Origin of the sequence: Chryseobacterium ginsenosidimutans (assembly GCF_039536845.1) — a bacterium.
Classification (GTDB): domain Bacteria; phylum Bacteroidota; class Bacteroidia; order Flavobacteriales; family Weeksellaceae; genus Chryseobacterium; species Chryseobacterium ginsenosidimutans_B.
This window is the reverse complement of record NZ_BAAAZJ010000005.1, coordinates 139,038-164,222: the sequence shown is the minus strand read 5'-3', so window position 1 is coordinate 164,222 and position 25,185 is coordinate 139,038. Positions and strand designations below refer to the sequence as shown.

The 25,185-nt window shown below is 34.7% G+C and carries 17 protein-coding genes; 12 read left to right on the top strand and 5 right to left on the bottom strand.

Annotation, left to right across the window (positions count from 1 at the left end; all coding sequences use genetic code 11):
• Positions 1–71: 71 nt before the first annotated feature.
• Together ABD745_RS07685 and ABD745_RS07680 are read right to left on the bottom strand one after the other, a co-directional pair.
• Positions 72–3,011 (bottom strand): M16 family metallopeptidase, encoded by a 2,940-nt coding sequence (locus ABD745_RS07685; RefSeq protein WP_344827613.1) that lies wholly within the window; start codon positions 3,009–3,011, stop codon positions 72–74.
• A 318-nt stretch (positions 3,012–3,329) separates the two neighbouring features.
• On the bottom strand, positions 3,330–4,523 hold the full coding sequence (locus ABD745_RS07680) for a pyridoxal phosphate-dependent aminotransferase (protein WP_344827610.1): 1,194 nt from the start codon (positions 4,521–4,523) through the stop codon (positions 3,330–3,332).
• Between the two features lie 149 nt (positions 4,524–4,672).
• On the opposite strand from ABD745_RS07680, the gene ABD745_RS07675 reads away from it, so the two are divergent.
• From ABD745_RS07675 to ABD745_RS07655, 5 genes are all read left to right on the top strand, one after another.
• Positions 4,673–5,491, top strand: coding sequence for a GLPGLI family protein (locus ABD745_RS07675; RefSeq protein WP_344827607.1), 819 nt, complete (start codon positions 4,673–4,675; stop codon positions 5,489–5,491).
• A gap of 102 nt (positions 5,492–5,593) precedes the next feature.
• On the top strand, positions 5,594–6,229 hold the full coding sequence (gene rsmG / locus ABD745_RS07670; protein ID WP_047402173.1) for a 16S rRNA (guanine(527)-N(7))-methyltransferase RsmG: 636 nt from the start codon (positions 5,594–5,596) through the stop codon (positions 6,227–6,229).
• Between the two features lie 61 nt (positions 6,230–6,290).
• On the top strand, positions 6,291–6,698 hold the full coding sequence (locus ABD745_RS07665) for a hypothetical protein (protein ID WP_047402172.1): 408 nt from the start codon (positions 6,291–6,293) through the stop codon (positions 6,696–6,698).
• A gap of 6 nt (positions 6,699–6,704) precedes the next feature.
• Positions 6,705–7,241: a DUF922 domain-containing protein gene (locus ABD745_RS07660; RefSeq protein WP_344827601.1), complete on the top strand. Its 537-nt coding sequence runs from the start codon at positions 6,705–6,707 to the stop codon at positions 7,239–7,241.
• Positions 7,238–9,931 (top strand): PD-(D/E)XK nuclease family protein, encoded by a 2,694-nt coding sequence (locus tag ABD745_RS07655; protein WP_344827598.1) that lies wholly within the window; start codon positions 7,238–7,240, stop codon positions 9,929–9,931. Before ABD745_RS07660 ends, ABD745_RS07655 begins: the two co-directional genes overlap by 4 nt.
• A 79-nt stretch (positions 9,932–10,010) precedes the next feature.
• Here ABD745_RS07655 and ABD745_RS07650 read toward each other — a convergent pair whose 3' ends face one another.
• The 3 genes from ABD745_RS07650 to ABD745_RS07640 all read right to left on the bottom strand — a co-directional run bounded on the left by ABD745_RS07650 (position 10,011) and on the right by ABD745_RS07640 (position 13,248).
• On the bottom strand, positions 10,011–11,189 hold the full coding sequence (locus tag ABD745_RS07650) for an acyl-CoA dehydrogenase family protein (protein ID WP_047402169.1): 1,179 nt from the start codon (positions 11,187–11,189) through the stop codon (positions 10,011–10,013).
• A 120-nt stretch (positions 11,190–11,309) separates the two neighbouring features.
• A complete protein-coding gene (locus tag ABD745_RS07645) occupies positions 11,310–12,098 on the bottom strand; it encodes an NUDIX hydrolase (protein WP_344827595.1) in 789 nt (262 codons plus the stop codon).
• Between the two features lie 16 nt (positions 12,099–12,114).
• Entirely contained in the window at positions 12,115–13,248 is a 1,134-nt protein-coding gene (locus ABD745_RS07640) for an MFS transporter (RefSeq protein ID WP_344827830.1), read from the bottom strand.
• Between the two features lie 237 nt (positions 13,249–13,485).
• Here ABD745_RS07640 and ABD745_RS07635 point away from each other — a divergent pair, with 237 nt between their 5' ends.
• From ABD745_RS07635 to ABD745_RS07605, 7 genes are all read left to right on the top strand, one after another.
• Positions 13,486–16,386, top strand: a complete 2,901-nt coding sequence (locus tag ABD745_RS07635; RefSeq protein ID WP_344827592.1) for a SusC/RagA family TonB-linked outer membrane protein — start codon at positions 13,486–13,488, stop codon at positions 16,384–16,386.
• Positions 16,387–16,399: 13 nt separating this feature from the next.
• The gene (locus ABD745_RS07630; RefSeq protein ID WP_344827590.1) at positions 16,400–17,920 is read left to right on the top strand and encodes a RagB/SusD family nutrient uptake outer membrane protein; all 1,521 of its coding nucleotides are present in this window, start codon (positions 16,400–16,402) and stop codon (positions 17,918–17,920) included.
• Positions 17,921–17,931: 11 nt separating this feature from the next.
• On the top strand, positions 17,932–18,786 hold the full coding sequence (locus ABD745_RS07625) for a hypothetical protein (RefSeq protein ID WP_344827587.1): 855 nt from the start codon (positions 17,932–17,934) through the stop codon (positions 18,784–18,786).
• 21 nt (positions 18,787–18,807) lie between these two features.
• Entirely contained in the window at positions 18,808–20,277 is a 1,470-nt protein-coding gene (locus tag ABD745_RS07620) for a glycoside hydrolase family 30 protein (RefSeq protein ID WP_344827584.1), read from the top strand.
• Between the two features lie 9 nt (positions 20,278–20,286).
• Entirely contained in the window at positions 20,287–22,509 is a 2,223-nt protein-coding gene (gene bglX, locus ABD745_RS07615) for a beta-glucosidase BglX (RefSeq protein ID WP_344827581.1), read from the top strand.
• A gap of 384 nt (positions 22,510–22,893) precedes the next feature.
• Positions 22,894–23,697, top strand: a complete 804-nt coding sequence (locus ABD745_RS07610; RefSeq protein ID WP_344827579.1) for a glycoside hydrolase family 16 protein — start codon at positions 22,894–22,896, stop codon at positions 23,695–23,697.
• A 94-nt stretch (positions 23,698–23,791) separates the two neighbouring features.
• Positions 23,792–25,185, top strand: a 1,394-nt coding sequence (locus tag ABD745_RS07605) for a glycoside hydrolase family 30 protein (protein ID WP_344827576.1), incomplete at its 3' end; no start/stop codon positions are given.

Here is a 25,185-nt window from a genome sequence, read left to right as displayed (position 1 = left end):
TTGAAACGTGTGATTAGAAAGGATGTGTGCAAATAAAAAAGCAGCTAAAAAATAGCTGCTTTTCATTTATTCTAATAACCAAATATCTCAGTCAGGTTCAATTTCTTCACTTCACCGAGTTTCTGCATATCGGCTTCATTCACTTTATCTTGCGAAGCAACAAGACAGTAGGTGTAGTTTTTACCTTTCATTTCCTTATCATGGAAATTATTAATATCAGCAAACGTTAGTTTCGGAGCTTGCTCGTAAGTGTTTTTTCTGATATCTGTATTATTTCCAAGCTTTTGTGCTCTAAGATAAGAGAAGATAATTCCGTCCTGAGTAATTCTTTCGGAAGCGATCGATTTTTTCAATCCGCTTTTTGCTGTTTCGAATAACTGGTCAGACTTTGGAAGCGTCGTTAAAAGTTCGTTCATTGCCGTTGTAGACTCATTGAATTTATCCGCCTGAGTTCCTACATACGCCATAATCATATCTTTATCTTCTTTTTTACTTGGAAGCGAGAAATAGGAATAAGTAGAATAAGCCAAAGCTTTCGATTCCCTGATTGTCTGGAACACAACAGACCCCATTCCGCCACCGAAATAGTTGTTGAATAAGTTGACGGTAGGAGTGATGCTTGAGTTATAAGCTTCCCCGTTTCTCACCCAGAAAACTTCTGCCTGAACCATGTCATAATGTGCAAACAGCACTTTGTTTTTATCTGTCGGGATTTGTACAAAAGTTTTAGACTTAGGCATATCTTTCAAAGAATTCGAAACCTTATGAATTGGCGTTAACGAAGCTGTCACTTCATTCCCTGATTTCGGACCGTAATAAAGAACTTTATGTTTAAAATTAAACAGATCATGAAGAGCATTTATCAAATCTTCCGCTTTCAAAGCCTCCAATTCTGCATCACTCAACACATTATTGAACGGGTTTTGAGGACCATATTGAGCATAACTTCTCAATCCGCTCATGATCGTTCCTTTGTTCTGTTTTGCGTTGGCTCTGGCTTTTTTCAATCTGGCTTTATATGAGTCTAAAGCTTTTTGGTCTGCCTGACAATTTTTAATTAAGTCTTCAAATAAAGCTGCTGTTTTGTCGAAATTTTCATTTAAACCTTCTAAAGTTACATAAGTTTCTTCGTTTCCTGCACTTACATCAAAGCTTGAAGCCAATTTGTAAAACTCTTTACTAATGGCTTCCGAAGATTTACTTTTCGTTCCTAAATACTGAAGATATTCCGCAGCCAAAGGAAGGATTTTATTATTGTATTTCCCTGAATCGAAGTAGTAATATAATCTGAACAGCGCATTGTCTGTATTTTTTACTGAAAGTACATCTACACTTGATAACTTGTTTTTAGCAATATCTTTATCAAAATTCAGCCAAACCGGAGAGATCGGATTTTCCGGCATTTCAGTGATTTTTTTAAGGAATGGTGACTGATCATCTCTGTTTACAGAAACAGGAGTAATGGTTGGTTTATCAACTTTTACGATGTTTTTATCTTCTCCTTTTCTTTTATAAACCGCTACATAATTGTTATCTTTAAGATATCTCGCAGCGAAATCCATGATATCTTTTTTCGTCAGTTTTGAGATTTCTTCAATGTATTCAAGCTGAGTTTTATGGTCAACTTCAGAAGTGAATTCATCCATTAAAGATTCAGCTCTTGAAGAATATTTTTCATACTTCTGGATGATATTTTTCTTCTCATTATTAACGATTGACTGAAGAAGATCATCAGAAAATTCTCCTTTTCTTAATTTGTCTATTTCCTGAAGTAATAAAGTTTTTACTTCATCCAAAGACTGTCCTTCGGTTGGATTTCCTTGTAACAAAAGAGCCGAATAATCTTTTAAAACATACGGAAATGCATAGGCGCTCAGCAGTTTTTGTTTTTTAACAAGATCAAGGTCAATCAATCCGGCTTGTCCGTTGGTCAGCATACTTCCGATGAAATTCAGCATTCTTGCATCTTTCGTTGTTGCTCCCGGGAATCTGAAGCCGATCATTACATTTTCAGGATTCGGACCGTAAACTTCTCTCGTAATTGGAGCTGTGATCGGACTTTCCTGTCCCGGTTTGTATTCAGGAACAGTTTTGGTTTTCATATAAGAAAAATCTTTATCGATCTTTGCAATCATTTCATCAGGATTAAAATCTCCCGACATGATAATTCCCATATTGTTCGGAACATAATAATTGTTAAAATATTCTCTGATTGCTTTTAATGAAGGGTTTTTCAAATGTTCTACGGTTCCGATCGTTGTTTGTTTTCCGTAATTGTTATTAGGGAACATGGCTGCAAACATCGCTTCAAAAACTTTTCTTCCGTCATTATCAAGACCTCTGTTCTTTTCTTCATAAACGGCTTCCAATTCTGTATGGAAAAGTCTTAAAACCGGCTGTCTGAATCTTTCTGCCTGAACTGCCAGAAATTTATCCGTTACATTCGCAGGAATGTCTTCCGTATAAACTGTCTGTTCGTAAGAAGTGAAGGCATTTGTTCCGTCTGCGCCCATTCCCGACATCATTTTGTCGTATTCATTCGCAATGGCATATTTGGCAGCTTCACCGGAAACTTTATCGATTTCCTTATAAATTTCCTTTCTTTTTGCTTCGTCTTTCGTTGAATTGTATTTTTCGTAAAGGGCATCAATCTGGTCCAAAAGCGGTTTTTCTTTCGCCCAGTCTTTAGAACCGAATTGATCTGTACCTTTAAAAAGCATGTGCTCAAGATAATGCGCCAAACCTGTATGATCTGCAGGATCGGTTTTACTTCCTGCTTTTGTAGCGATAAAAGTCTGGATTCTGGGATCTTTTTTAGTCGGACTTAAAATTACCGTCAATCCGTTTTTTAATGTATAATATCTCGCTGAAGTAGGATCGTTGGTTACATATTTATAAGTGTAGCCATTCGATTGTGCTTCTTTCCATTGGAAATCCTGTCCGTAAGCATATCCGCAGAAACTGGCTGCTGCAATGCTTGTCGCAATTGTGATTCTCTTTAAAAAATTCATGTTAATTAATGTTTGTTCAGTGTTTTGATTATTATTTATTTTTACTTAAAACCTATTTAAATTTTTATTGAAAATTTATAACTCTTTTTTGTTGAAAATCGCAGAGGCGCAAAGTTTTTTATATTATACAGTTTTTAAAGCGCAAAACACTTCGACAGGCTTCAGTGCGACAGAAGATTTTCAGCAACAGGAGAAATTTTATCGTAGATAAAATCCTTGCGCCTTAAAACATTTTTATAAATATTGTTTTGCGTCTTTGCGATTTCCAACTATCAAAATAAAAGATTAAACAGATTTCTAGTTGACATTAAAATTTGATTAATTGAATTTATCCAATAAATCTTTCATTCTTCTCATCGCTTCTCTTAATTCTTCTTCAGAAGCGGCATAAGAAAATCTGATACATTCCGGACTTCCGAAAGAGACACCTCCAACGCAGCCAACATGGGCATTTTCTAAAATAAACATTGCGAAATCATCAGAATCTTTAATTTCAACTCCATCCAACGTTTTTCCGATATAATGGGAGATATCCGGGAAGAAATAGAATGCAGCTTTTGGTAAAACAACTTTAAAACCAGGAATTTCTTTCATTAAATCATAAACAAGATCTCTTCTTACTTTAAAAGCATCAATCATATATTTATATTCCGAAGGATCTGCTTTTAAAGCTACAATTGAAGCTCTTTGTGCAACAGTATTTGCACCGCTTGTCATTTGTCCCTGAACTTTTTCGCATGCTTTTGCCAACCATTCCGGACACGCAGAATATCCGATTCTCCAGCCTGTCATTGCAAAAGCTTTTGACATTCCGTTGATTACGGCTGTTTGTTCGTAAACTTCTGGAAACTGTGCGATTGAAGTTGTTTTCGTTTCGTAGTTGATGTATTCGTAGATTTCGTCTGAAATTATCGTTACGTGAGGATATTTAGCAATAACTTTTGCGATAGATTTTAATTCATCATAGGTGTAATATCCGCCTGAAGGATTACAAGGCGAACTGAAAAGTACCGCTTTTGTTTTATCGGTAATCGCTTCTTCTAATTGTTCTGCAGTGATTTTAAAATCAGTAACATACGAAGTTGGTAACATTACAGAATTTCCACCCATCATTTTTACCATTTCATCATAGCTTACCCAATACGGATTTGGAAGGATAACTTCATCTCCATCATTAATGATTGCCGCTAAAACATTGATAATTGCCTGTTTTGCGCCATTTGAAACACAGATTTGTGAAGGTTTGTATTCTAAATTGTTGTCTCTTTTAAGTTTGTGAGCAATTGCTTCACGAAGTTCTAAGAATCCTGGAACAGGAGAGTAGTGACTATAGTTTTCATTAATGGCATCGAAAGCCGCCTGTTTTATATTGTCCGGAACATCGAAATCGGGTTCGCCCAAAGTTAGGCTGATGACATCTATTCCGTTGGCTTTCATTTCTCTAGCCTTATTCGACATTACAAAAGTTTGTGAGTAACCCAGTCTATTTACTCTATCTGAAAGTTTATTCATTTAAATTATTTCTATTTTAACAAATATATAATAAAAACCATTTGTCGGAAAATTAAAATAAAACTAGTTTATAGGTTTTTTGTTCAGGTTGAAGTTTATCACTATGTTTGTAGTTATTCGGAGAAATATTAAACACCAAACAAAAAACAATGTACAAATTACTTTTCCTATTCCTAATGTCTTTTGTTTCCGCTCAAAACTATCGGTTTGTTTACGAGTACAAAATGAAACCTGATGTCAATAAAAAAGATTCTATTATTACCGATTACATGAATCTTGATACGGACGGAAAAAAATCTTATTTCTATAATTCGGCGAAGTATGAAAGAGATTCGGCTTACACTGCGAGTAAGAATTATAAGGATTTGCTTTCGGCTAAAAGTTATGATCAGAATCTGAGCTATATTATAGAAAAAGATTACTTAAAAAAGACAATGAATTTTTATGATAAATTCAAGACAGTCAATTTATTAGTTGCGGATAATGAAGCTCCGAAATGGAACATTCAGAAAGAATTTTTAAAGATCAACAATATCAATTGTCAAAAAGCTACGGCAAATTACAAGGGCAGAATTTGGGAAGCCTGGTTCAGTAAAGATTATCCTGTGAGTGACGGTCCGTACAAATTTTCGGGACTTCCCGGACTTGTTGTAAGCCTTAAAGATTCTGAAAATGACCATGTTTTTAATTTAATTCAGATCAAAAAAATCAACGGTATTTTCTCTTTTTTACCCAAATCAAATAAACAAATGACCTTTGCAGAGTATAAAAAAACGATGAATAGTTTCACTTTCAGCAATGATGATGTTGAAAGCATAAGCATCAATAAACAAATCGGAAAAGCTGATATTCAATTGAAAGATGGTTATATTGCTCAACTTGGAACTAATGACATGAAATCCGGAAAACTGGATGAGAAAATTTCAAGATTATTAAAAAGAACCAATAACTATATTGAGAAAGATTAAATACAGAAGACTGTTAATTGGCAGTCTTTTATTTTTCGATATGTAAAACAGATTTGAATAAAGCTGATAAAAAACTTATTTTTGCTTTTTATAATATTTCATATGTCTACAACGTTACTATTAAAATACTTTCCGGATCTTACAGAAACACAGATTGATCAGTTCAATAAATTGGAGAATTTATACAATGAATGGAACGAAAAAATCAATGTGATTTCAAGAAAAGATATGGAATCTCTGTACGAAAAGCATATTTTACACTCTTTGGGAATTGCAAAAGTGATGGAATTTGCGCCGGGTACAAAGGTTTTGGATATCGGAACAGGAGGTGGTTTTCCGGGAATTCCTTTGGCGATTTTATTTCCTGAATCAGAATTTACATTGATTGATTCGATAGGTAAAAAAATAACGGTTGTAAATGCTGTTGCAGAAGGAATTGGATTAAAAAACGTAACCGGAATTCACGGAAGAGCAGAAAAATTAAAGGAAAAATTCCATTTTGTAGTAAGTCGTGCAGTAACACAAATGCCGGAATTCCTGAGATGGCTGAAGGGTAAATTTGAAAAGGAGCAGTTTAACCCTAAACACAACGGAATTTTATATTTAAAAGGCGGAGATCTTGCAGAAGAACTCGCCGGACTGAAATGTGAAATTTTCAGCCTTAAAAACTATTTTGATGAAGAATTTTATGATACGAAAAAAGTAGTGTATCTGTCAAAAGGTAATTTTAATTCTTAATTTAACATAATTAAGGAATAATTTTTGCTAAAATTTTACTAATAATCAAAATTTTGTAGTTATGAAAAAGTTTTTCCATATTGGGTTTTCTGCAGTGGTTTTAGGATTATTTTTTACTTCATGTAACGACGATGACGACTATCAGACGATAGAATCTATTGATAAAATTAAAATCGACAGCGTAAAAATTATCAATGATACGATGGACGTTTTTACAGTTCAGAGTATTAAGACTTATTCTACATATCCGTCTCATTGTGAGGGTTTTTATGGTTACGATTATATTCATACAGACAATTCCACAAGAACGGTTACGGCTTATAAATATATTACAAACGGACCTTGTACGCAGGGAAGTTATACGGCACCAAGTCAAATCAATTTTAGTCCGCAACAAACCGGTACATACACTTTTAAATTCTGGAACGGTGGTACAAACTGGATCACCAAAACAATTGTAGTTGAGTAAAAATAAATGAAAGGGATTTTTGTAGCTTGTTTTCTGATTACCAATGTTTTATTCGGACAAAAAATATATTGGACGGAAAGCGGAAAATTAAAATGGAGCAACTTTAAAAGCAAAATAAATAATCAGCGGGGTGAAAATGTAGTGGCTTATACCAACTGTGGCTGGATCTATTCTTACGTTAGATCTTCAAATCCAAAATCTGCGATTAAAATTAAAATTGAAACGGTTTTTAATGAAAATAAATCGTGGAAAGACGTAAAAAAAATTAATGATTATGTCTTGTTGCACGAACAAAAGCATTTTGATGTAGCTGAAGTTTTTTCAAGAAAACTGAGAAAAGAAGTTGCAGAAAAAGTAAAAACAGGAATGGATTTCGATAAATATTTTAAAGAGATTTACAACAGAATTCTTAAAGAATACCAGGATTTTCAAAGAGCTTACGACGGTGAAACCAAGAATGGCATCATCGAGGAGAAACAATCAGAATATAATCGTATTATTGCTGAAGAATTAGAAAATTTTAAAAGCTATAAAGCGTCTTGAAATTCCTCAATAAAATAATCAACGAGTTATTAGCCCAAAACACGGATCTTTCTGAGTTTAATATCGTTCTGCCCGGAAAACGTCCCATCGTTTTTATCCGGAGAATCTTAGAGGAAAATAATTATTCGGGATTTCTGCCCAACTTTTTTACTATTGAAGAATTAATCGACAGGATTGCCGACAAGCAAGCTATTCAGGGGATTTCTTTGTGGCTTTTTGCCTTCGATGTTTACAAAAGCCTGAATCTTATTCCCAATGATGATTTTGCTGATTTTTTGAAATGGTTTCCCACTTTGCAGAAAGATTGGGACGATATTTTAAAATTTTCGGATAGTGATGAAGCTGTTTTGCAATACATGTTTGATGAAGAAAGGATCAAAGAATGGGCGCAGGATTTGGGAGAAGATGACGATGTCCCGAGAAAAAAGTTTCTTAATTTCTGGAAAAATATGACTGTTTTTCTTCCTGTTTTAAAGAAAAAACTACAGGAAAAAAATTGGGCAACCTCCGGAATGATTCATGAAACGGCAAAAGCTAAAATTGTTGATTTTGCTAAAAATACGAAAGAAAAATTCGTTTTTTGTGGGTTTAATGCCTTTACTCCGGTTGAAGAAAAACTCGTAAGAAGCCTTTTGCAATGGGATAGAGGGCAATGTTTTTTTCAGGCAGATCATTATTATTTTGATGATGAAAGACAGGAAGCCGGAAAATTTCTAAGAAATCATAAAACATGGAAAGAATTTGACGATCACCGTGCTTTCCAATGGATTGAAGATGATTTTAACCAGCCTAAAAATATAAAAGTCTATGAAGTTTCAGGAAACGTTGCCCAAACGAAAATTTTACCTGAAATTTTCAAAGAAATAGAAAATAAAACCTATTCCAATACCGCTGTCGTTTTATTGGACGAAAATCTTCTTCCTGCCAGTCTGGATGTAATGTACGGTGTTCAGAATCTGAATATTACGATGGGATTTCCTTTGAAGAATCTCTCATTTTCTAATGCTGTAAAACAACTTTTTTATCTCCAGAAACAATTAGAAAAGAATAAATCTTCCTATTATTACAGGGATGTATTTCCGATTCTTGAAGAGCTTCCGAAATCTATTGAAGATGAGTTGATTATCACTCAGTTTAAAGCGAAAATAGAGGAAAGAAATATTGTTTATATCTCCAGGAAGTTATTTCATGAACTTTTGGGTGAACTGTCCTATTTTAATTTACTTCAAAAAGCTGATTCTGCAAGTATTTATTTAGATTCATTAATTGCGTTTTGTAAGAAAGTAAAATGGCTGGAAATAGATGATATTCAATATGAAAATGTATCTCATTTCGAAAATTCATTTAGGATAATCAAGAACCAGTTATCGCCTTATCAGTTTGAGATCAAGATGGAAACATTGGAAATTTTGATCAATCAGCACATTAGTTCGGAAAGTATTGATTTTCAAGGAGAACCTTTGCAGGGATTACAAATCATGGGATTGTTGGAAACCCGTCTGCTAAATTTTGAAAATGTTATTCTGCTTTCAGTAAATGAAGGAAAATTACCACTCGGAAATTCACAAAACACTTACATTCCTTTTGATATCAGGAGATTTTTTGATCTTCATACTTTCCTGGAAAATGACAGTATTTACGCGTATCATTTTTACAGACTGATTCAGGATTCTAAAAATGTTCACTTATTGTTTAATGCTTTAAGTTCAGGTGTTAATACAGGCGAGAAGAGTAGATTTATTACCCAAATCGAAATGGAGAGTTCTCACAAAATCGAACATTTAATTATTGAGAATTCTTCCGAACCAATTATTACTCAGCCCATCGAAATTTCTAAGACAGATATTGTTCTGGAAAGATTGGAAAAATGGAAGGAAAAAGTCTCTGCTTCACACCTTACAAGTTACCTTTACAACCCGATCGATTTTTATCTTTCTAAGATTTTAAAGACCTCAGAAAATGATGAAATTGAAGAGGAATTGTCGGTTAAAAATTATGGAAATTTAGTTCACTATACACTTCAAGAGGTTTATGAAGTATTGAAAGGTAAAGTGTTAAAAGATAATGATTTAAAAGAATCAATTAAAGCAATAGATAAATATATTGAAACAGCTATCGAAAAGCTGAAACATCAACCTGAGTTTTATGAAAAAGGAATGAATTTTATTCATAAAGCAATAGCCAAAAAAGTAATCGAAAGCATCCTGAACTATGATCTTGAATTGGTAAAAACAGGAAATAAATTAGAAATTCTAGACATCGAAAAACGCTTCGAAAATGTCGATTTTTATTTTGATAAAAATGATAAAATTTCTTTCTTTGGTTTCATTGACAGAATTGACAGATTAAATGGAACTCTAAGAATTATCGATTATAAGACAGCAAAAATTAAAAATCTTACCGTTAAAATCGATGAAAACAATGTTGATGAATATTTTCATAACAGCGAGAGGAAACAGGCATTGCAATTGTGTATTTATCAATATGTGGTTCAAAATCTCCCTGAATTTTGGGGACTGCCAATCGAGACAGGAATCTGGAGTTTTGCTGAAGCGAGAAAAGGTGTGGTCTCTTTACAATTCGAAAAAGGGAATATTGATGATGCAATGAGGTCTATTAAAAGTTTAATCGAGGAAATTCTGAATCCTGATATTAATTTTATTGAAGAAATTAAAACCTATTCAAATTAATTTAAATCATTGACTTTAAATAAAATAAAAAGAGCCTGATTATTCGTCAAGCTCTTTTTTTATTTCAATTTTCTAATTTTTAGAAAGCGTTAATTCCTGTAATATCCAAACCTGTTATTAATAAATGAACATCGTGAGTTCCTTCGTAAGTAATCACAGATTCTAGGTTTGCAGCGTGTCTCATCATCGGGAACTCACCCATAATTCCCATTCCTCCAAGGATTTGACGGGATTCTCTTGCAATATCAATAGCCATTTTTACATTGTTTCTTTTCGCCATTGAAATCTGAGCAGGAGTTGCTTTATGTGCATTTTTAAGTGTTCCTAACTGTAAGCAAAGCAATTGAGCCTTAGTTATTTCAGTTAAAAATTCTGCTAATTTTTTCTGTTGCAACTGGAAAGAGCCAATTGGTTTTCCGAACTGTTTTCTTTCTTTAGAATACTGAACCGCAGTACAATAGCAATCAATTGCAGCACCAATTACGCCCCAGGAAATTCCATATCTCGCTGAATTTAAACAAGATAAAGGACCTTTTAAACCAGTAACTCCCGGAAGTAGATTTTCCTTTGGAACTTTCACATCATTGAAAACCAATTCGCCTGTTTTTGAGGCTCTTAAGCTCCATTTATTGTGAGTTTCCGGAGTTGTGAAACCTTCCATTCCTCTTTCAACGATTAATCCCTGAACTTTTCCTTCTTCATTTTTTGCCCAAATTACTGCAATATCGCAGAGAGGAGAATTTGTGATCCACATTTTAGCTCCATTCAAAAGATAATGATCTCCCATATCTTTAAAATGTGTTTCCATAGAACCCGGATCAGAACCGTGGTTAGGCTCTGTAAGACCGAAAGAACCTATCATTTCTCCGGCTGCTAATTTGGGTAAATATTTTCTTTTCTGCTCTTCAGAACCAAATTCATTAATCGGGAACATCACCAAAGAGCTTTGTACAGAAGCAGCAGAACGTACCGCAGAATCACCTCTTTCCAACTCCTGCATAATCAAACCATAAGAAATCTGATCAAGCCCAGAACCACCATATTCAACCGGAATATATGGACCTAAGGCTCCGATTTGACCCAATTCTTTCATCAAATTCGGGATATCAGTATGATTTTGAGCAGCGTGATCAATTTGAGGCATCACAAAACTCTCAACCCAATCTCTTACAGATTGACGGATAAGTTTGTGTTCTTCGGTAAGTAAAGCATCGATCCCGTAATAGTCAGGAATGCTTGTAAGGGAATAATATGACATTATATTTTAATTTTCCTAAAAATAAGACTTTTCAGTATTTCAGGGAAATTTTTTTTAAATGTCTTTTATCTGTTGATTTTTAATGGTTTAAATTAAATTTTAAAACAAAAAAGAATAAAATTAATTCCCGTCTTCGTTTGAAATAGGGTATTGATTTGTCGGATTATAAATTCTGTTTATAAACTTGTACAAATAGGGAGCTTTATTTGCAGAGCCGTCGTATAACTTCTCAAGTCTTTCCAAGATATTTAAACTCAATATTTTACGCTGGAAATTATTTCTTCTGAATTTTTCACCTAAAATTGTTTCATACAGACACTGAAGATCTTTCATCGTAAATTTTTCGGGGAGGAGATTACTTGCTGCAACTTCTGTATTGATGTTCATTCTAAGATATTCCAGTCCGGTTTCTATAATTCTGTCATGATCAAATGCCATTTTGGGAAGCTTGTCAACTTCAAACCATTCACAACTTTCATTAAAAGCATCCGGAAAAGTATTTGCCATTGAAAAATCGATCAGACTGCAATATCCGACTGTGATGAATCGTTGAAAGATCCAGTGATCTTTAGGAACTTCAACACCTTTGTTGTTTAACAGAATCTGGTGAACATTATTCTCCGTTCTGTCAATTCTTCCAAACGTATGAAATTGTTTCAGGAAAATATCTTTAAGATGTGTCCTTTCATGCAAAACTCGCGCAGCTGCTTCACGAAGATCTTCATCATTGAAGACAAAACCACCGGGAAGAGACCACAGATTGAGGTCATGATACTTCAAAAGTAAGACTTTCAGGATATTATTATGAAAACCAAATATGGTACAGTCAACAGACACATGCGCTACAAAGTCCTTTGTATCAATAAGTTCCTGAAGAGTCTCTTTGTTTTTTTCGTTCTTGATTTTCATGGGAGTAAAAATAAAATTATTTTCCAAAAGTTTTATCAGCAAGCTTAAAATAAATTAAACTTATTGTAAATACCACAAGTACAGCACATAAAATATATGCAGAATAAAAATTCAACATTTGATTTCCAAACAAAATTGCCATAATAATTGAACTGACAGAGCTGCCAAGAGAAGAAAAAATTACAATTAATGAGGTAAAAAGATTCGCTTTTGCTTTATCAATCTGAGCGATCATTTTTGAATTGATAACAGGGTAAAGCGGCGATAAAAACAATCCGATTACAGGAAATAAAAACAATAATAATTTTGAATCGTCTGTGTCAAAAAGCTGTATTCCGATAATAATGATGAGTACCAAAATGATCAATAACAGACATAAAATATAGTATTTAGATAAAGAAAATCTCTGAATAATATTTGCGGTAATTGTTCTTCCGATGTAAGAGAAAAGTGCTAAGAATGAGGAAGCCTGAAGTGCAAAAAACGAATTAACCTTTAAATGGTTTTTGTAAAAAGACGGCAGCCAGGAATTAAAACTTTGCTCGACAAAAACTATGGAAAGAATTACAGCTAAAAATACAATAATCAATGGATTAATTAAAGAGAAAAGATCTTTGATCATATTTTCTTTCTCAATTTTAACGGGTTCTGAAATCGGAAGTTTTGAAAACAAAAAAATGGTTACTGCAGATAAAACAGAAATTGATAAAAAGCCAAATTTCCAGAATTCTGAGAACTGGCTTGAAATTATCCATCCAAAACCTATATTCACCACAAAAATCCCGATCATAAAAGATGCCTCTACACTATTCATTGTTTTGGCAAGAGATTTTTCGTCTGAAATATTGTTTCTGATAATTCCAAAAACACAGATTTTTCCAATCGCGAAACATGTTCCGATAATCGCAAACCACAGTTTATAAAACCAGAATACTTCCACAAATGGTAAAATAAGTGAACAAATCCCAACAATTGTTAATGCCAGAATTAATGATTTTTTTGTTCCGAATTTGCTGATAAAATTAACAGCAAAAAGAGAAATAAAGGCAATCGGAAGATCTTTAAATGACTCTAAAAAACCGAGTTTATCATAGGTGATTTTTGCCTCCGAAAGTTGAAGAATTACAATGCCCATGCAGTTTAAGACCATGGAGAAAATTAGAAAAGTTAACTTTAGAGGAAGTGAGATTTTAGAGAGCTTGGTTGACATTTTGGGGATTGTTTTTATTGGATTTTTGCTAATTTTTAATGATTATTAAGAAAAAATTATGGCTTTAAACCCCCAAAAATAAACGAAATATTAAAATAATTATTAATAAAATGTTAATTATTTAAAAAAAAATATATTTTTATTGTCTCAATTTGAGAATTAAAAAACTAACTGTATATGAATGTAAGAATATCTAGAAGTTTGGGAATGGTTGCAGTGCTATATTTCACTGCCAATTTCAGTGCCCAAAACACAAAGAAAGACACGCTTCCAAAAGAACAAAAAATCGAGGAAGTGGTAATGATCGGTTACGGTACTCAGAAGAAGAGTAATGTGACGGGTGCGATTTCAAGTATTAAAGCTGCGGACATTGATAACATTCCGGCGGGTAAACCTGAACAAGTGTTACAGGGTAGAGCAGCCGGAGTAAATGTAATTTCAAATTCGGGTCAACCAGGTTCCGCTGCAACAATTCGGGTAAGAGGTATTACCAGTTATTATGCCAATAATGATCCTTTATGGGTAGTTGATGGGATTGTAGTAGATGGAATTGGTTGGCTGAATCAATCAGACATTGAAAGTATTGAGGTTTTAAAAGATGGTGCTTCTTCTGCAATCTATGGGGTTTCTGCAGCAAGAGGGGTAATTTTGGTGACTACCAAAAAAGGAAAAAGAGGTAGATTAAATCTTTCTTACAACGGATCTTATGGTACAGCAAGAGCATCAAGAAAATTAGATCTTTTGGATGCAACTCAGTATGCAACTATTTTAAATGAAGCTTATGTGAACGGTGGACAAAACCCAGTTTTCCAAAATCCACAATCTTTAGGAAAAGGTACAGATTGGCAAGATGCAATTTTCGGGACTGGTGAAAGATCTAATCATGAAATCAGTATCAGTGGAGGAAATGAAAAATCTACTTTCTACGGATCATTCGGATATTTTGATCAGACAGGTATTGTAATGAGTGATATTTCTAATTACAAAAGATTAACAGGACGTTTAAACTCAACACATAAGGTTACAGATTGGTTAACAGTTGGGCAGACTTTTGCTTATACTCATACAAAATCTCAGGGAATCAATGCTAATGGTGAATTTGGGGGACCTTTAAGTTCTGCTGTGAATTTGGACCCTACAACACCTTTGGTTGTAACTGATCCTGCTGTGGCTAATTCTAGTACATATTCAAACCCTAACATTGTAAGAGACCCTAATGGAAATCCTTATGGTATTTCTAATTTGGTAGGTCAGGAAATGTCTAATCCGCTTGCTTTTAGATACACACAATTAGGAAATACAGGTTGGTCCGATGATTTTATTGCTAATATTTTTGCTGAAGTGAAATTTGCAAAAGATTTTACATTTAAATCATCTATTAACGGTAAAAAATCATATTGGGGAAATCAAAGCTTTACACCGCTTTTTTATCTGAATCCAAATTACAGTAATTTAAATTTTAATAGCTTGAGCAGAACAACTCAACAAAAATTAGAATGGAGTTTTGAAAATACAGTTAACTGGCAAAAGAAATTTGGAGAACACAATTTCAATGTTTTAGCTGGTACAGGTTATTACGAATATAATATTGGTTTCGGACAGACGGTAACTCATACTAACTTACCAATCAGCAGTTACCTGGATGCTTCTTTCAACTATTTTGTTCCGCAGGATCAAAAAAATATGAATGCATGGGATTATGTAAATACTCATAAAGCATCGTATTTTGGAAGAATTGTTTATGATTATGCTAATAAGTATTTGTTTACAGGAACAATCAGACGTGATGGTTCTTCAAAGTTTGGAGCTAATCATCATTGGGGAACTTTCCCTGCATTCTCTGTAGGATGGAATGTAGATAAAGAAAACTTCTGGCCGGAAAACAAAATTGTTAACAGTTTGAAATTACGTGGAGGATACGGGATTTTAGGAAATGACGGGATAGGAGATTTTCTTTTTGCCAGTTTCTATGTACCGGGAGCAAATTATACAAACGGGAGTAATGTAATCATGCCGGGATATATTCCAAATACATTAGCAAATCCGGATTTGAAATGGGAAACTACTTCTCAATTAAATATTGCAGCAGATATTAAATTCTTAACCAATTTCAATTTAACCGTTGATGTGTATAAAAAGAAAACTTCGGATATTTTAAGACAAATCCAAATCCCTGGATACGTAGGAGTAACAGTTGCTCCAACTGCAAATATTGGAGATATGGAAAATAAAGGGATAGAAGTAGAGCTGGGTTATAAGAAAAACTGGTCAGATTGGGGAGTTTCTGTAAATGGAAACTTTGCATATCTTAAAAATACTGTTACAAGTCTGGAACAAGGAAGGCAATATATTGATGGACCTGGATTCCAGTCTATGGGACCTGTTTCAAGAATTCAGGTAGGAGAATCTTACGGATCATTCTACGGATATAAGAATTTAGGTATTTTCCAAAATCAGGACCAGATTAATGCTTATAAAAATGCAAATGGTCAACTAATCCTTCCTGATGCAAAACCAGGAGACTTCATTTGGGCAGACTCAAACGGAGACGGGAAAATCAGTGATGCTGATAAAGTTAATTTAGGAAATTCAGTTCCGAAATTTAATTTTGGTTTGACTGCTAATTTGAATTACAAAAACTGGGATTTAATGGTTTTTGCTCAAGGACAAGCCGGAAACAAAATTTTCCAGGGTCTTAGACGTCTTGATATTTTGAATGCAAACTATCAGACAGCTATTTTAGATCGTTGGACAGGTGAAGGTACATCTAACACAACTCCAAGACTTACAACTAATGATACCAACCATAATTACACATGGATGTCTGATTATTACCTTCAAAAAGGTGACTATGTGAGAATAAAACTGGTTCAATTAGGATATACACTTCCACAAACAATGACACAAAACTTTGGAGTAAGTAAACTTCGTTTTTATGTAACAGGTGAAAACCTTTTCACATTTACAAAATATACAGGTTACGATCCTGAAATTGCGGCTGGTGATAGCTTTGGTATAGACAGAGCATATTATCCACAAGCTAAAACTTTCCTTTTCGGAGCTAACGTTACATTCTAAATAAGATTAAAAAATGAAAAATAAAATATTTAAAATAAGCATAGCAGCATCATTGTTTATCGGAACCGGATTAATCAATGTAGCTTGTAATACAGATAATCTTGAAGACGTAAAAAACCTTGGAGCGTTTGATACGAATAATTTCTTCAGAAATGAGCAGGAATGTTTCTTTGCTCTTGTAGGAACCTATGATCCGTTAAGAAAATATGCAGGTGGTTTCGAGAATATGGTGACATTCTTCAATGCAGGATCTGATGATTTTTATGCAGGAGGAGGAAGTTCAACAGACGGTGCAGGGATTCAGGGATTATCGAATTATCAATTGAATCCCAACACAATGCCTGCAAGCTATTGGAGAGATTATTATCAGGGAATTTCCAGAGCTAATGTTTTGATAGAAAAAATTCCTGCAGCAGACATGAGTGATGCTGTAAAGAACAGATTTACGGGAGAAGCTAAAACTTTAAGAGCTTTATATTACTTTGAACTCGTAAGAATGTTTGGAAATATACCTTTAATTCTTAAAGAAATTAAAGCTACAGACGATTACTATAATATTCCTCAAACTCCTAAAGCTACAGTATATGCTCAGATTGAGGCAGATCTGCTTGCTGCTATTCCGGGGTTACCAATGACCGTTTCGGGAGATCAGAAAGGTAGATTAACGCAAGGAGCTGCAAAAGCATTGCTTGGAAAAGTTTATTTATTTGATAATAAAAAAGCCGAAGCGGCTGCACAGTTTGCTGACGTAAATGGAACTCCTGGCGGAACAAGTCAATACGGATACAAGTTGGTAAGCGATTTTGCAAGTCTTTGGGTTACAGATAATAAGTTCACTACAGAATCTATTATCGAAGTAATGCATACTAACAAAGGAAATTCTGACTGGAGTTTTTGGGGACAAGGTAATGATGAAGGGAACTCTACTAATATTATGGTCGCTCCGAGAGGATATAGTAAAAAAACTGCGGATGCACCAGATGTTGTTGCAGGATGGGCATTTAATGCGATAACACCAGATTTATTCAACTTTATGCAGGGTGACCCAAGAATGGATGCCACAATCCTGAATGTAAAAGTCCTTAAAGAGCAAAATAAAGCTGATTATTCGCCAGCTTACATGGATAGTGGATATTTCTTAAATAAATATATGCCAACAAAAGATGAAGTAACGACTTTGCCTGGTCCTGCAGAATTAAACTATCGTCAAAACTATATCTATCTTAGACTGGCAGATACTTATTTAATGGAAGCTGAGGCACTTAACGGGTCTGGTTCAAGAGCACAAGCTTTGCTTGACGCTGTAAGAGCAAGAGTTGGTTTGGCATCGGTTCCTGTTTCTATGCAGGCTATTAAAGATGAGAGAAGAAGAGAGCTTGCCGGTGAAGGTCACCGTTGGTTTGATTTAGTAAGATGGGGTGATGCTCCTGCAAAATTAGGTTCAAGAGGTTTTGTTGCGGGCAAAAACGAAATTCTGCCAATTCCTTATACAGAGCTTACAGGAACAATTCTTAAACAAAATCCTAACTACTAATTTTAATAAATATGATAACTAAATATATTAATAAGAGCCTTTTATTAGGATCAGCTGTATTTTTCTTGGCAAGCTGTTCTCCGGATACTGTAGATGGTGATGGAAACGGACTTTCTCAAGGAGCTGTAGATGGCTCTTTTAAAGTAGCAAAAACCGCAGAAAACAGATACAGACTAACGACAAACGCAAATAACTACATCACAACAAAATGGAATATTGATGATGAAGGTTTTAATATCGGAAAAAACATACAGGATATTTTTCTTCCGGACGCAGGAACCTATGTAATAGAACATCAAGCATATGGAATGGGTGGAGTTTTAGCTGGTACAGGAACTCAGACTATTACAGTTCCTACTTCAGACCCTATTGCCGGAAATATGATTCTAGGCGGAAGATTTGATACTCCTGATGAAGTTGCAAAATGGACAACTCACAAAATAAGTGCTTCTGGAGCACAATGGGTTTTTGCAAATGGCAAAGCTACTATTGTCGCATCAGGAGGTGCGCAACAGGGTATTTTTCAGGCTGTAAATGTTGTTGCCGGACAAAAATATTCAATTGATATGGTGGCTTCATCCGATACAGCTTTAGTAGATACATGGTTTGAAGTTTATGTTTTAAACAGTATTCCGGTCACAGGTCAGGATATATCAGGAACAGTTTATAGAAATATCAATACATGGTCAGGATGTGGAAAATCTGCATTCAAAGGAAAAGTTTCATCTGTAGGCTGTGATACCGTTAAAAATGCGGGCATTTACACAGCAACAACTACAGGAACTGTTTATTTGGAGATAAAATGTGGAGGATCAACTGTTAACAGTTTAAGTATTGATAAGGTAGAATTCCGTAGAATGCAATAATTTTGCAATATTAAATTTAATATGAAATTACAATATTCATATAGTTTCGTACTTAGAAGTGCTGCACTTTGCGGTGTAGCGCTTCTTTCTTTTTTAAACTGCAGCAGTACATCTTCGGATTTAGCTAATAATAGCGATAATTCAGGGAACAACGGAGGCGGAAGTACTTCCGGAGACCCGGTACAGGTGTGGTTGACAAAAGGAGATCAGACAGTGAAACTACAACAACAGGGTACAGCTTATTTTTCTGGAACTTCAGGCACCGGGACGACAATCGAAGTGGATGCTTCGCAGGTTTTCCAAAATATTGATGGTTTTGGATATACGCTTACAGGAGGAAGTGTTCAGGTAATTAATCAGCTGAATGCGACCAAGAAACAGGAATTATTGAATGACTTATTCAGTAGTTCAGGAATTGGTATTAATTATTTAAGAATCAGCATCGGTGCTTCAGATTTGAACAGTGAAGTTTTTTCTTATGATGATATGCCAACAGGACAGACAGATCCTACGCTTGCACAATTTAGTTTAACTAAAGATCAGGCTGTTATCCAGATGTTAAAAGATATTTTGATGATTAATCCGAATATTAAAATCTTAGCTACACCTTGGTCACCGCCGGTTTGGATGAAAGATAACGGAAACAGTGTGGGAGGAAGCTTAAAATCCGAATTTTATGGAGTTTATGCCCAATATTTTGTAAAATACATTCAGGCAATGCAGGCTCAGGGAATTAAAATCGATGCCATCACACCACAAAACGAACCATTACATCCAGGAAATAATCCGAGTATGTTAATGACTTCCACAGATCAGACAAATTTTATCAAAAATAATTTAGGTCCCGCTTTCCAGGCTGCAAATATTAATACTAAAATTATTGCTTACGATCACAATTGCGATAATCCGGCTTATCCTTTAGCTGTTTTAAATGATACGGCTGCAAATCCTTATGTTGACGGATCGGCTTTTCATTTGTACGCAGGAGATATTTCAGCTTTAAGTACAGTTCATAATTTATTTCCAAATAAAAACGTATATTTTACAGAACAATGGACGAGTTCTACCGGAGGTTTTTCCGGAGATTTGGATTGGCATGTGAAAAATGTTGTTATTGGATCGATGAGAAACTGGAGTAAGACAGCTTTGGAATGGAATGTAGCAAATGATGCTTCGTTTGGACCGCATACATCAGGTGGTTGTACCCAATGTAAAGGTGCAATTACAGTGAATGGAGCAGCAGGTTACGACAAAAATGTTGCCTATTACATTATTGCTCATGCCTCAAAATTTGTTCCTGTAAATTCTCAGAGAATCGCTTCTACACAAGGAGACAATCTTTCAACAGTAGCTTTTAAAACTCCGGCGGGGAAAACAGTTTTGATTGTTCAGAACAGCAATTCTACGGAAAAAGCGTTCAATATTAAGTATAATCAAAAAACGGCTTCTGTGACAATTCCAGGAGTTTCAACCGCAACATATATTTTCTAAAATTAAAAAATGAAAAGAGTTTATTTCATATTGGCATTTACAGCATTTGGGATGAATGCATTCGGACAAAAGACGATTGATCAGAAAGTTTCTGAGCTATTGTCAAAAATGACGTTAGAAGAAAAAGTAGGACAGTTGGTTCAATACAGCGGTTTTGAATATGCAACAGGTCCTCAGAATTCCAATTCTGCAAATGTTTTAAATGAAATAAAACAGGGTAAAGTCGGTTCCATGCTCAATGTGGCGGGAGCTGAAGAAACAAGAAAGTTTCAGGAATTAGCTTTAAAATCGAGATTGAGAATTCCTTTGTTGTTCGGACAGGATGTCATTCACGGATACAGAACAACGTTTCCTGTAAATTTAGGTCAGGCTGCAAGTTGGGACTTAAAATTAATTGAAAAATCTGAAAGAATTGCTGCAACAGAAGCTTCTGCTTATGGTATTCACTGGACTTTTGCGCCAATGGTCGATATTGCAAGAGATCCGAGATGGGGAAGAGTGATGGAAGGTTCTGGTGAAGATACTTACCTGGGAACTCAGATTGGTTTGGCAAGAATCAAAGGTTTTCAGGGAAAAGGTTTGGGTAATCTTGATGCGATTATGGCTTGTGCAAAGCATTTTGCAGCGTATGGAGCCGGAGTTGGCGGAAGAGATTATAATTCTGTCGATATGAGTTTAAGACAATTAAACGAAACTTATCTTCCACCTTTCAAAGCAGCTGCAGAAGCGGGTGTTGCGACTTTTATGAATTCTTTTAATGATATTAACGGAATTCCGGCAACGGGAAACAAGTATATTTTAAGAGATTTGTTAAAAGGCAAATGGAATTATAAGGGTTTTGTAGTTTCAGATTGGGGAAGTATCGGTGAAATGGTTTCTCACGGTTATGCAAAAGACAATAAAGAAGCAGCCGAAAAAGCTATTAATGCAGGAAGTGACATGGATATGGAAAGCCGTGCTTACATGGCAGAACTTCCTAATTTAGTTAAAGAAGGAAAGGTTGATCCGAAGTTGATTGATGATGCAGCGAGAAGAATTTTAGTTAAAAAATTTGAAATGGGATTATTCGATGATCCTTACAGATTCAGCAACGAAAACAGACAGAAAGAACAGACCAACAATCTGGAAAACAGAAAATTCGGAAGAGAATTTGGTTCGAAAAGTATTGTTTTGCTTAAAAATCAAAAAAATATTCTTCCACTTTCAAGATCTACTAAAACTGTTGCATTAATCGGACCTTTTGGAAAAGAAACTTCTGCGAATCACGGTTTTTGGTCGATTGCTTTCAAAGATGATAATCAAAGAATTGTAACTCAGTTTGATGGAATTAAAAATCAATTAGACAAAAATTCAACTTTACTCTACGCAAAAGGCGCCAACGTTGATGATCAGGACAAATCGATGTTTGCTGAAGCTGTGGAAACGGCAAAAAAAGCAGATGTTGTGATCATGACTTTAGGCGAAGGTTCAGCAATGAGTGGTGAAGCAAAAAGCAGAAGTAATCTACATTTCACGGGAGTTCAGGAAGATCTTTTAAAAGAAATTGCAAAAACAGGAAAACCGGTCGTTTTAATGATCAATGCCGGAAGACCTTTGGTTTTTGATTGGGCTGCAGACAATATTCCTACGATCATGTACACTTGGTGGTTGGGAACGGAAGCCGGAAATTCGATCGCGGATGTTCTTTTCGGAACAGTAAATCCGGGTGGAAAACTTCCTATGACTTTTCCTAGAACAGAAGGACAAATTCCTGTTTATTACAATCACTACAATACAGGAAGACCTGCGAAAAATAATACAGACAGAAATTATGTTTCAGCTTATATCGATTTGGATAATGATCCGAAATTCCCGTTTGGTTATGGTTTAAGTTACACGAATTTTAAATATTCTGATATGAATTTAAGTTCAGTAAACCTTAAAGGAAATCAGGCTTTAAATATTAGTGTAAATGTTTCTAACACTGGAAATTATGACGGAGAAGAAGTAGTACAGTTATATATCAGAGATCTTGTAGGGAAAGTCGTAAGACCTGTGAAAGAATTGAAGGGTTTCCAAAAAGTGTTTATTAAAAAAGGAGAAAGTAAGACAGTCAATTTTACATTAACTCCGGAAAATTTAAAATTCTATGATGATCAGCTAAACTTTGATTGGGAAGGCGGAGACTTCGACATTATGATCGGAACCGATTCTCAAAATGTTCAGACAAAAAGAATTAATTGGTCAAAATAAATATTAGTTTACTTCGACTAAGAGCGGGATAAAACCCGCTTTTGGTGGTAAAAGACTGAACATTTTTTATAAAAGCATAAATATTGAATTTGTCATTCTGAAAGAATCTAAATAATCTTTGTAGAGATGCTTCCAGCATGACAAACTTTGAAAATAAATTAAACTTAATTGAAGAATTTTTCACGCAAAGATTTATTTAAAAGGATTATTGACTTTAAGGAGGCAAAGAAAATCAACAAAGTTGATTAGTTGAAGTGTATGTTTTATAGTTATGCTTATTCAGCGACTTGTCGCAACTCTTTGCTCCCTCAAAATTATATTTATTTAAATAAAACTTTGCGTTAAAAAAGAAGATCAATATTAAATTGAATTTAAACCAAGAGCATGAAACTTCAGAATATCATAACTATTTTAGTGGGAGGAGCTTTAGCTTTCTTTGTTGAAAGTTGTGCTTCAAACAAGCCCGATTCCAATAGAAAGTTGATTTGGAATGATGAGTTTAACGGAAAAGGATTACCCGATGCCACAAAATGGAATTACGATGTCGGAGGTGATGGTTACGGAAATAATGAAGCTCAGTTTTATACCAAAAGCCGTCTTGACAATGCAAGAATGGAAAACGGAAATCTTGTTATTGAGGCTAAAAAAGAAAATTGGGAAAAGAATAAGTATACTTCCGCAAGGCTTTTAACTAAAGGAAAGTTTTCCTTTCAATATGGAACAGTTGAAGTCCGAGCAAAGCTTCCAAAAGGGCGCGGAACATGGCCTGCAATCTGGATGATGAGCGAAAATATGAAGAAATGGCCGGATGACGGAGAATTGGATATCATGGAACATGTTGGGTTTAATCAGGGCTATATTCATGCTTCGGCTCACACGAAAAAATACAACCACATCATCGGAACTCAGAAAACCGACACTTTGATTGTAAAGGATGCAAGCGAAAAATTTCATGTGTATAAAGCGGACTGGACTCCTGAAAAAATTGATGTTTATGTTGACGATCAGAAGTTTTTCACGTATGAAAATAAAGAAAAGACTTATGAATCCTGGCCTTTTGACCAACCGTATTTTATAATTTTAAATCTGGCAGTCGGCGGATTTTGGGGCGGAAAAGAAGGAATTGATGATACGATCTTTCCTCAAAAGTATTATATAGATTACGTGAGAGTATATAAAAATAACTAATGTTAAAATTCTATTCCGTTGGAGGATGGCAAAAATTCGAAAGAATTTTTTACGGGTTGGTTTAAATATAAATAGAAAAAAGAAGAAGAAATAAATGAAAAAGCTAATTGTAAGTTGCTTTGTCATCGGAATGATTTTCAATGCCAATGCACAAAACTACTGGAAAAAGAATGCAGGCAAAACCGCCAGAATTATTCTTACCAATGCTAAAACCAATGAAAAACTGGCAGATAAAGGAATGGTAAAATTTGAAAAATTCGATCAGCCGAAAGAAAATGAACCCAGTATTTTTGTTGATCCGGATTTTAAATATCAGAAATTAATAGGAATCGGAGGTGCTATCACAGATGCTGCCGCTGAAACTTTTTATAAAATGCCGAAGGATAAGCAAAAAGAAATCCTTGAAGCTTATTACGGAAAAAACGGGTTGGGATATTCGGTTGTTCGTACCAATATGAACTCGTGCGATTTCTCAAGCGATTCTTATACTTATGTTCAGGATAATGATACTTCATTGAAGTCATTTAATGTGGCTCATGATGAAAAGTTTAAGATTCCGATGATTAAAGAAGCTCAAAAATTGATTGGAAACAATTTTAAGTTATATTTTTCTCCGTGGAGTCCACCTGCTTGGATGAAAACCAATAAAAATATGTTGGATGGAGGTAAATTGGAAAGTCAATATTATCAGACCTGGGCAAATTATTATGTGAAATTTATTCAGGAATACGAAAAAAAAGGAATCAATATTTGGGGATTAACTATTCAGAATGAAGCGATGGCAAAGCAAACCTGGGAGTCTTGTTTGTACACCGCTGAAGAAGAAGGTAATTTCCTGAAAAATAACCTTGGTCCTGCTTTATGGAAAAACGGCTATAAAGATAAAAAAGTAATGATCTGGGATCACAACAGAGACCTGATTTATCAAAGAGCAACCACTACATTAAGCGATCCCGAAGTTTCTAAATACGCTTCCGGAATTGCCTATCACTGGTATGAAGTCTGGCATAACAGAACCCAGTTATTTGATAATGTAATGGAAACCAAAAGAGCTTTTCCTGACAAATTCTTAGCGTTTACGGAAGGTTGTAAGGAAGTTTTTAAAATGGAAAGAATTGAGGATGTAAGCTTAGGAGAATTGTATGGTAAAAATATGATCAACGATTTCAACAGAGGTACATCTTTATGGACAGACTGGAATGTACTTCTTGATGAAACAGGCGGACCAAACCATGTCGGAAATTTCTGCTTTGCACCCATCATTGCCGATACCAAAACAGGAGAAGTGCATTATACTTATGAATATTATTATGTAGGACAGGTTTCAAAATATATAAAACCAAATGCACAGAGAGTCGGAAGTTCTGCCAATACATCAGATTTAACATCAACTTCATTTATGAATGAAAACGGACAATTGGTAACCGTAATTATGAATGATTCAGACAAAGACATCAATGCCAATCTTTGGATTGAAGGAATGTCGGC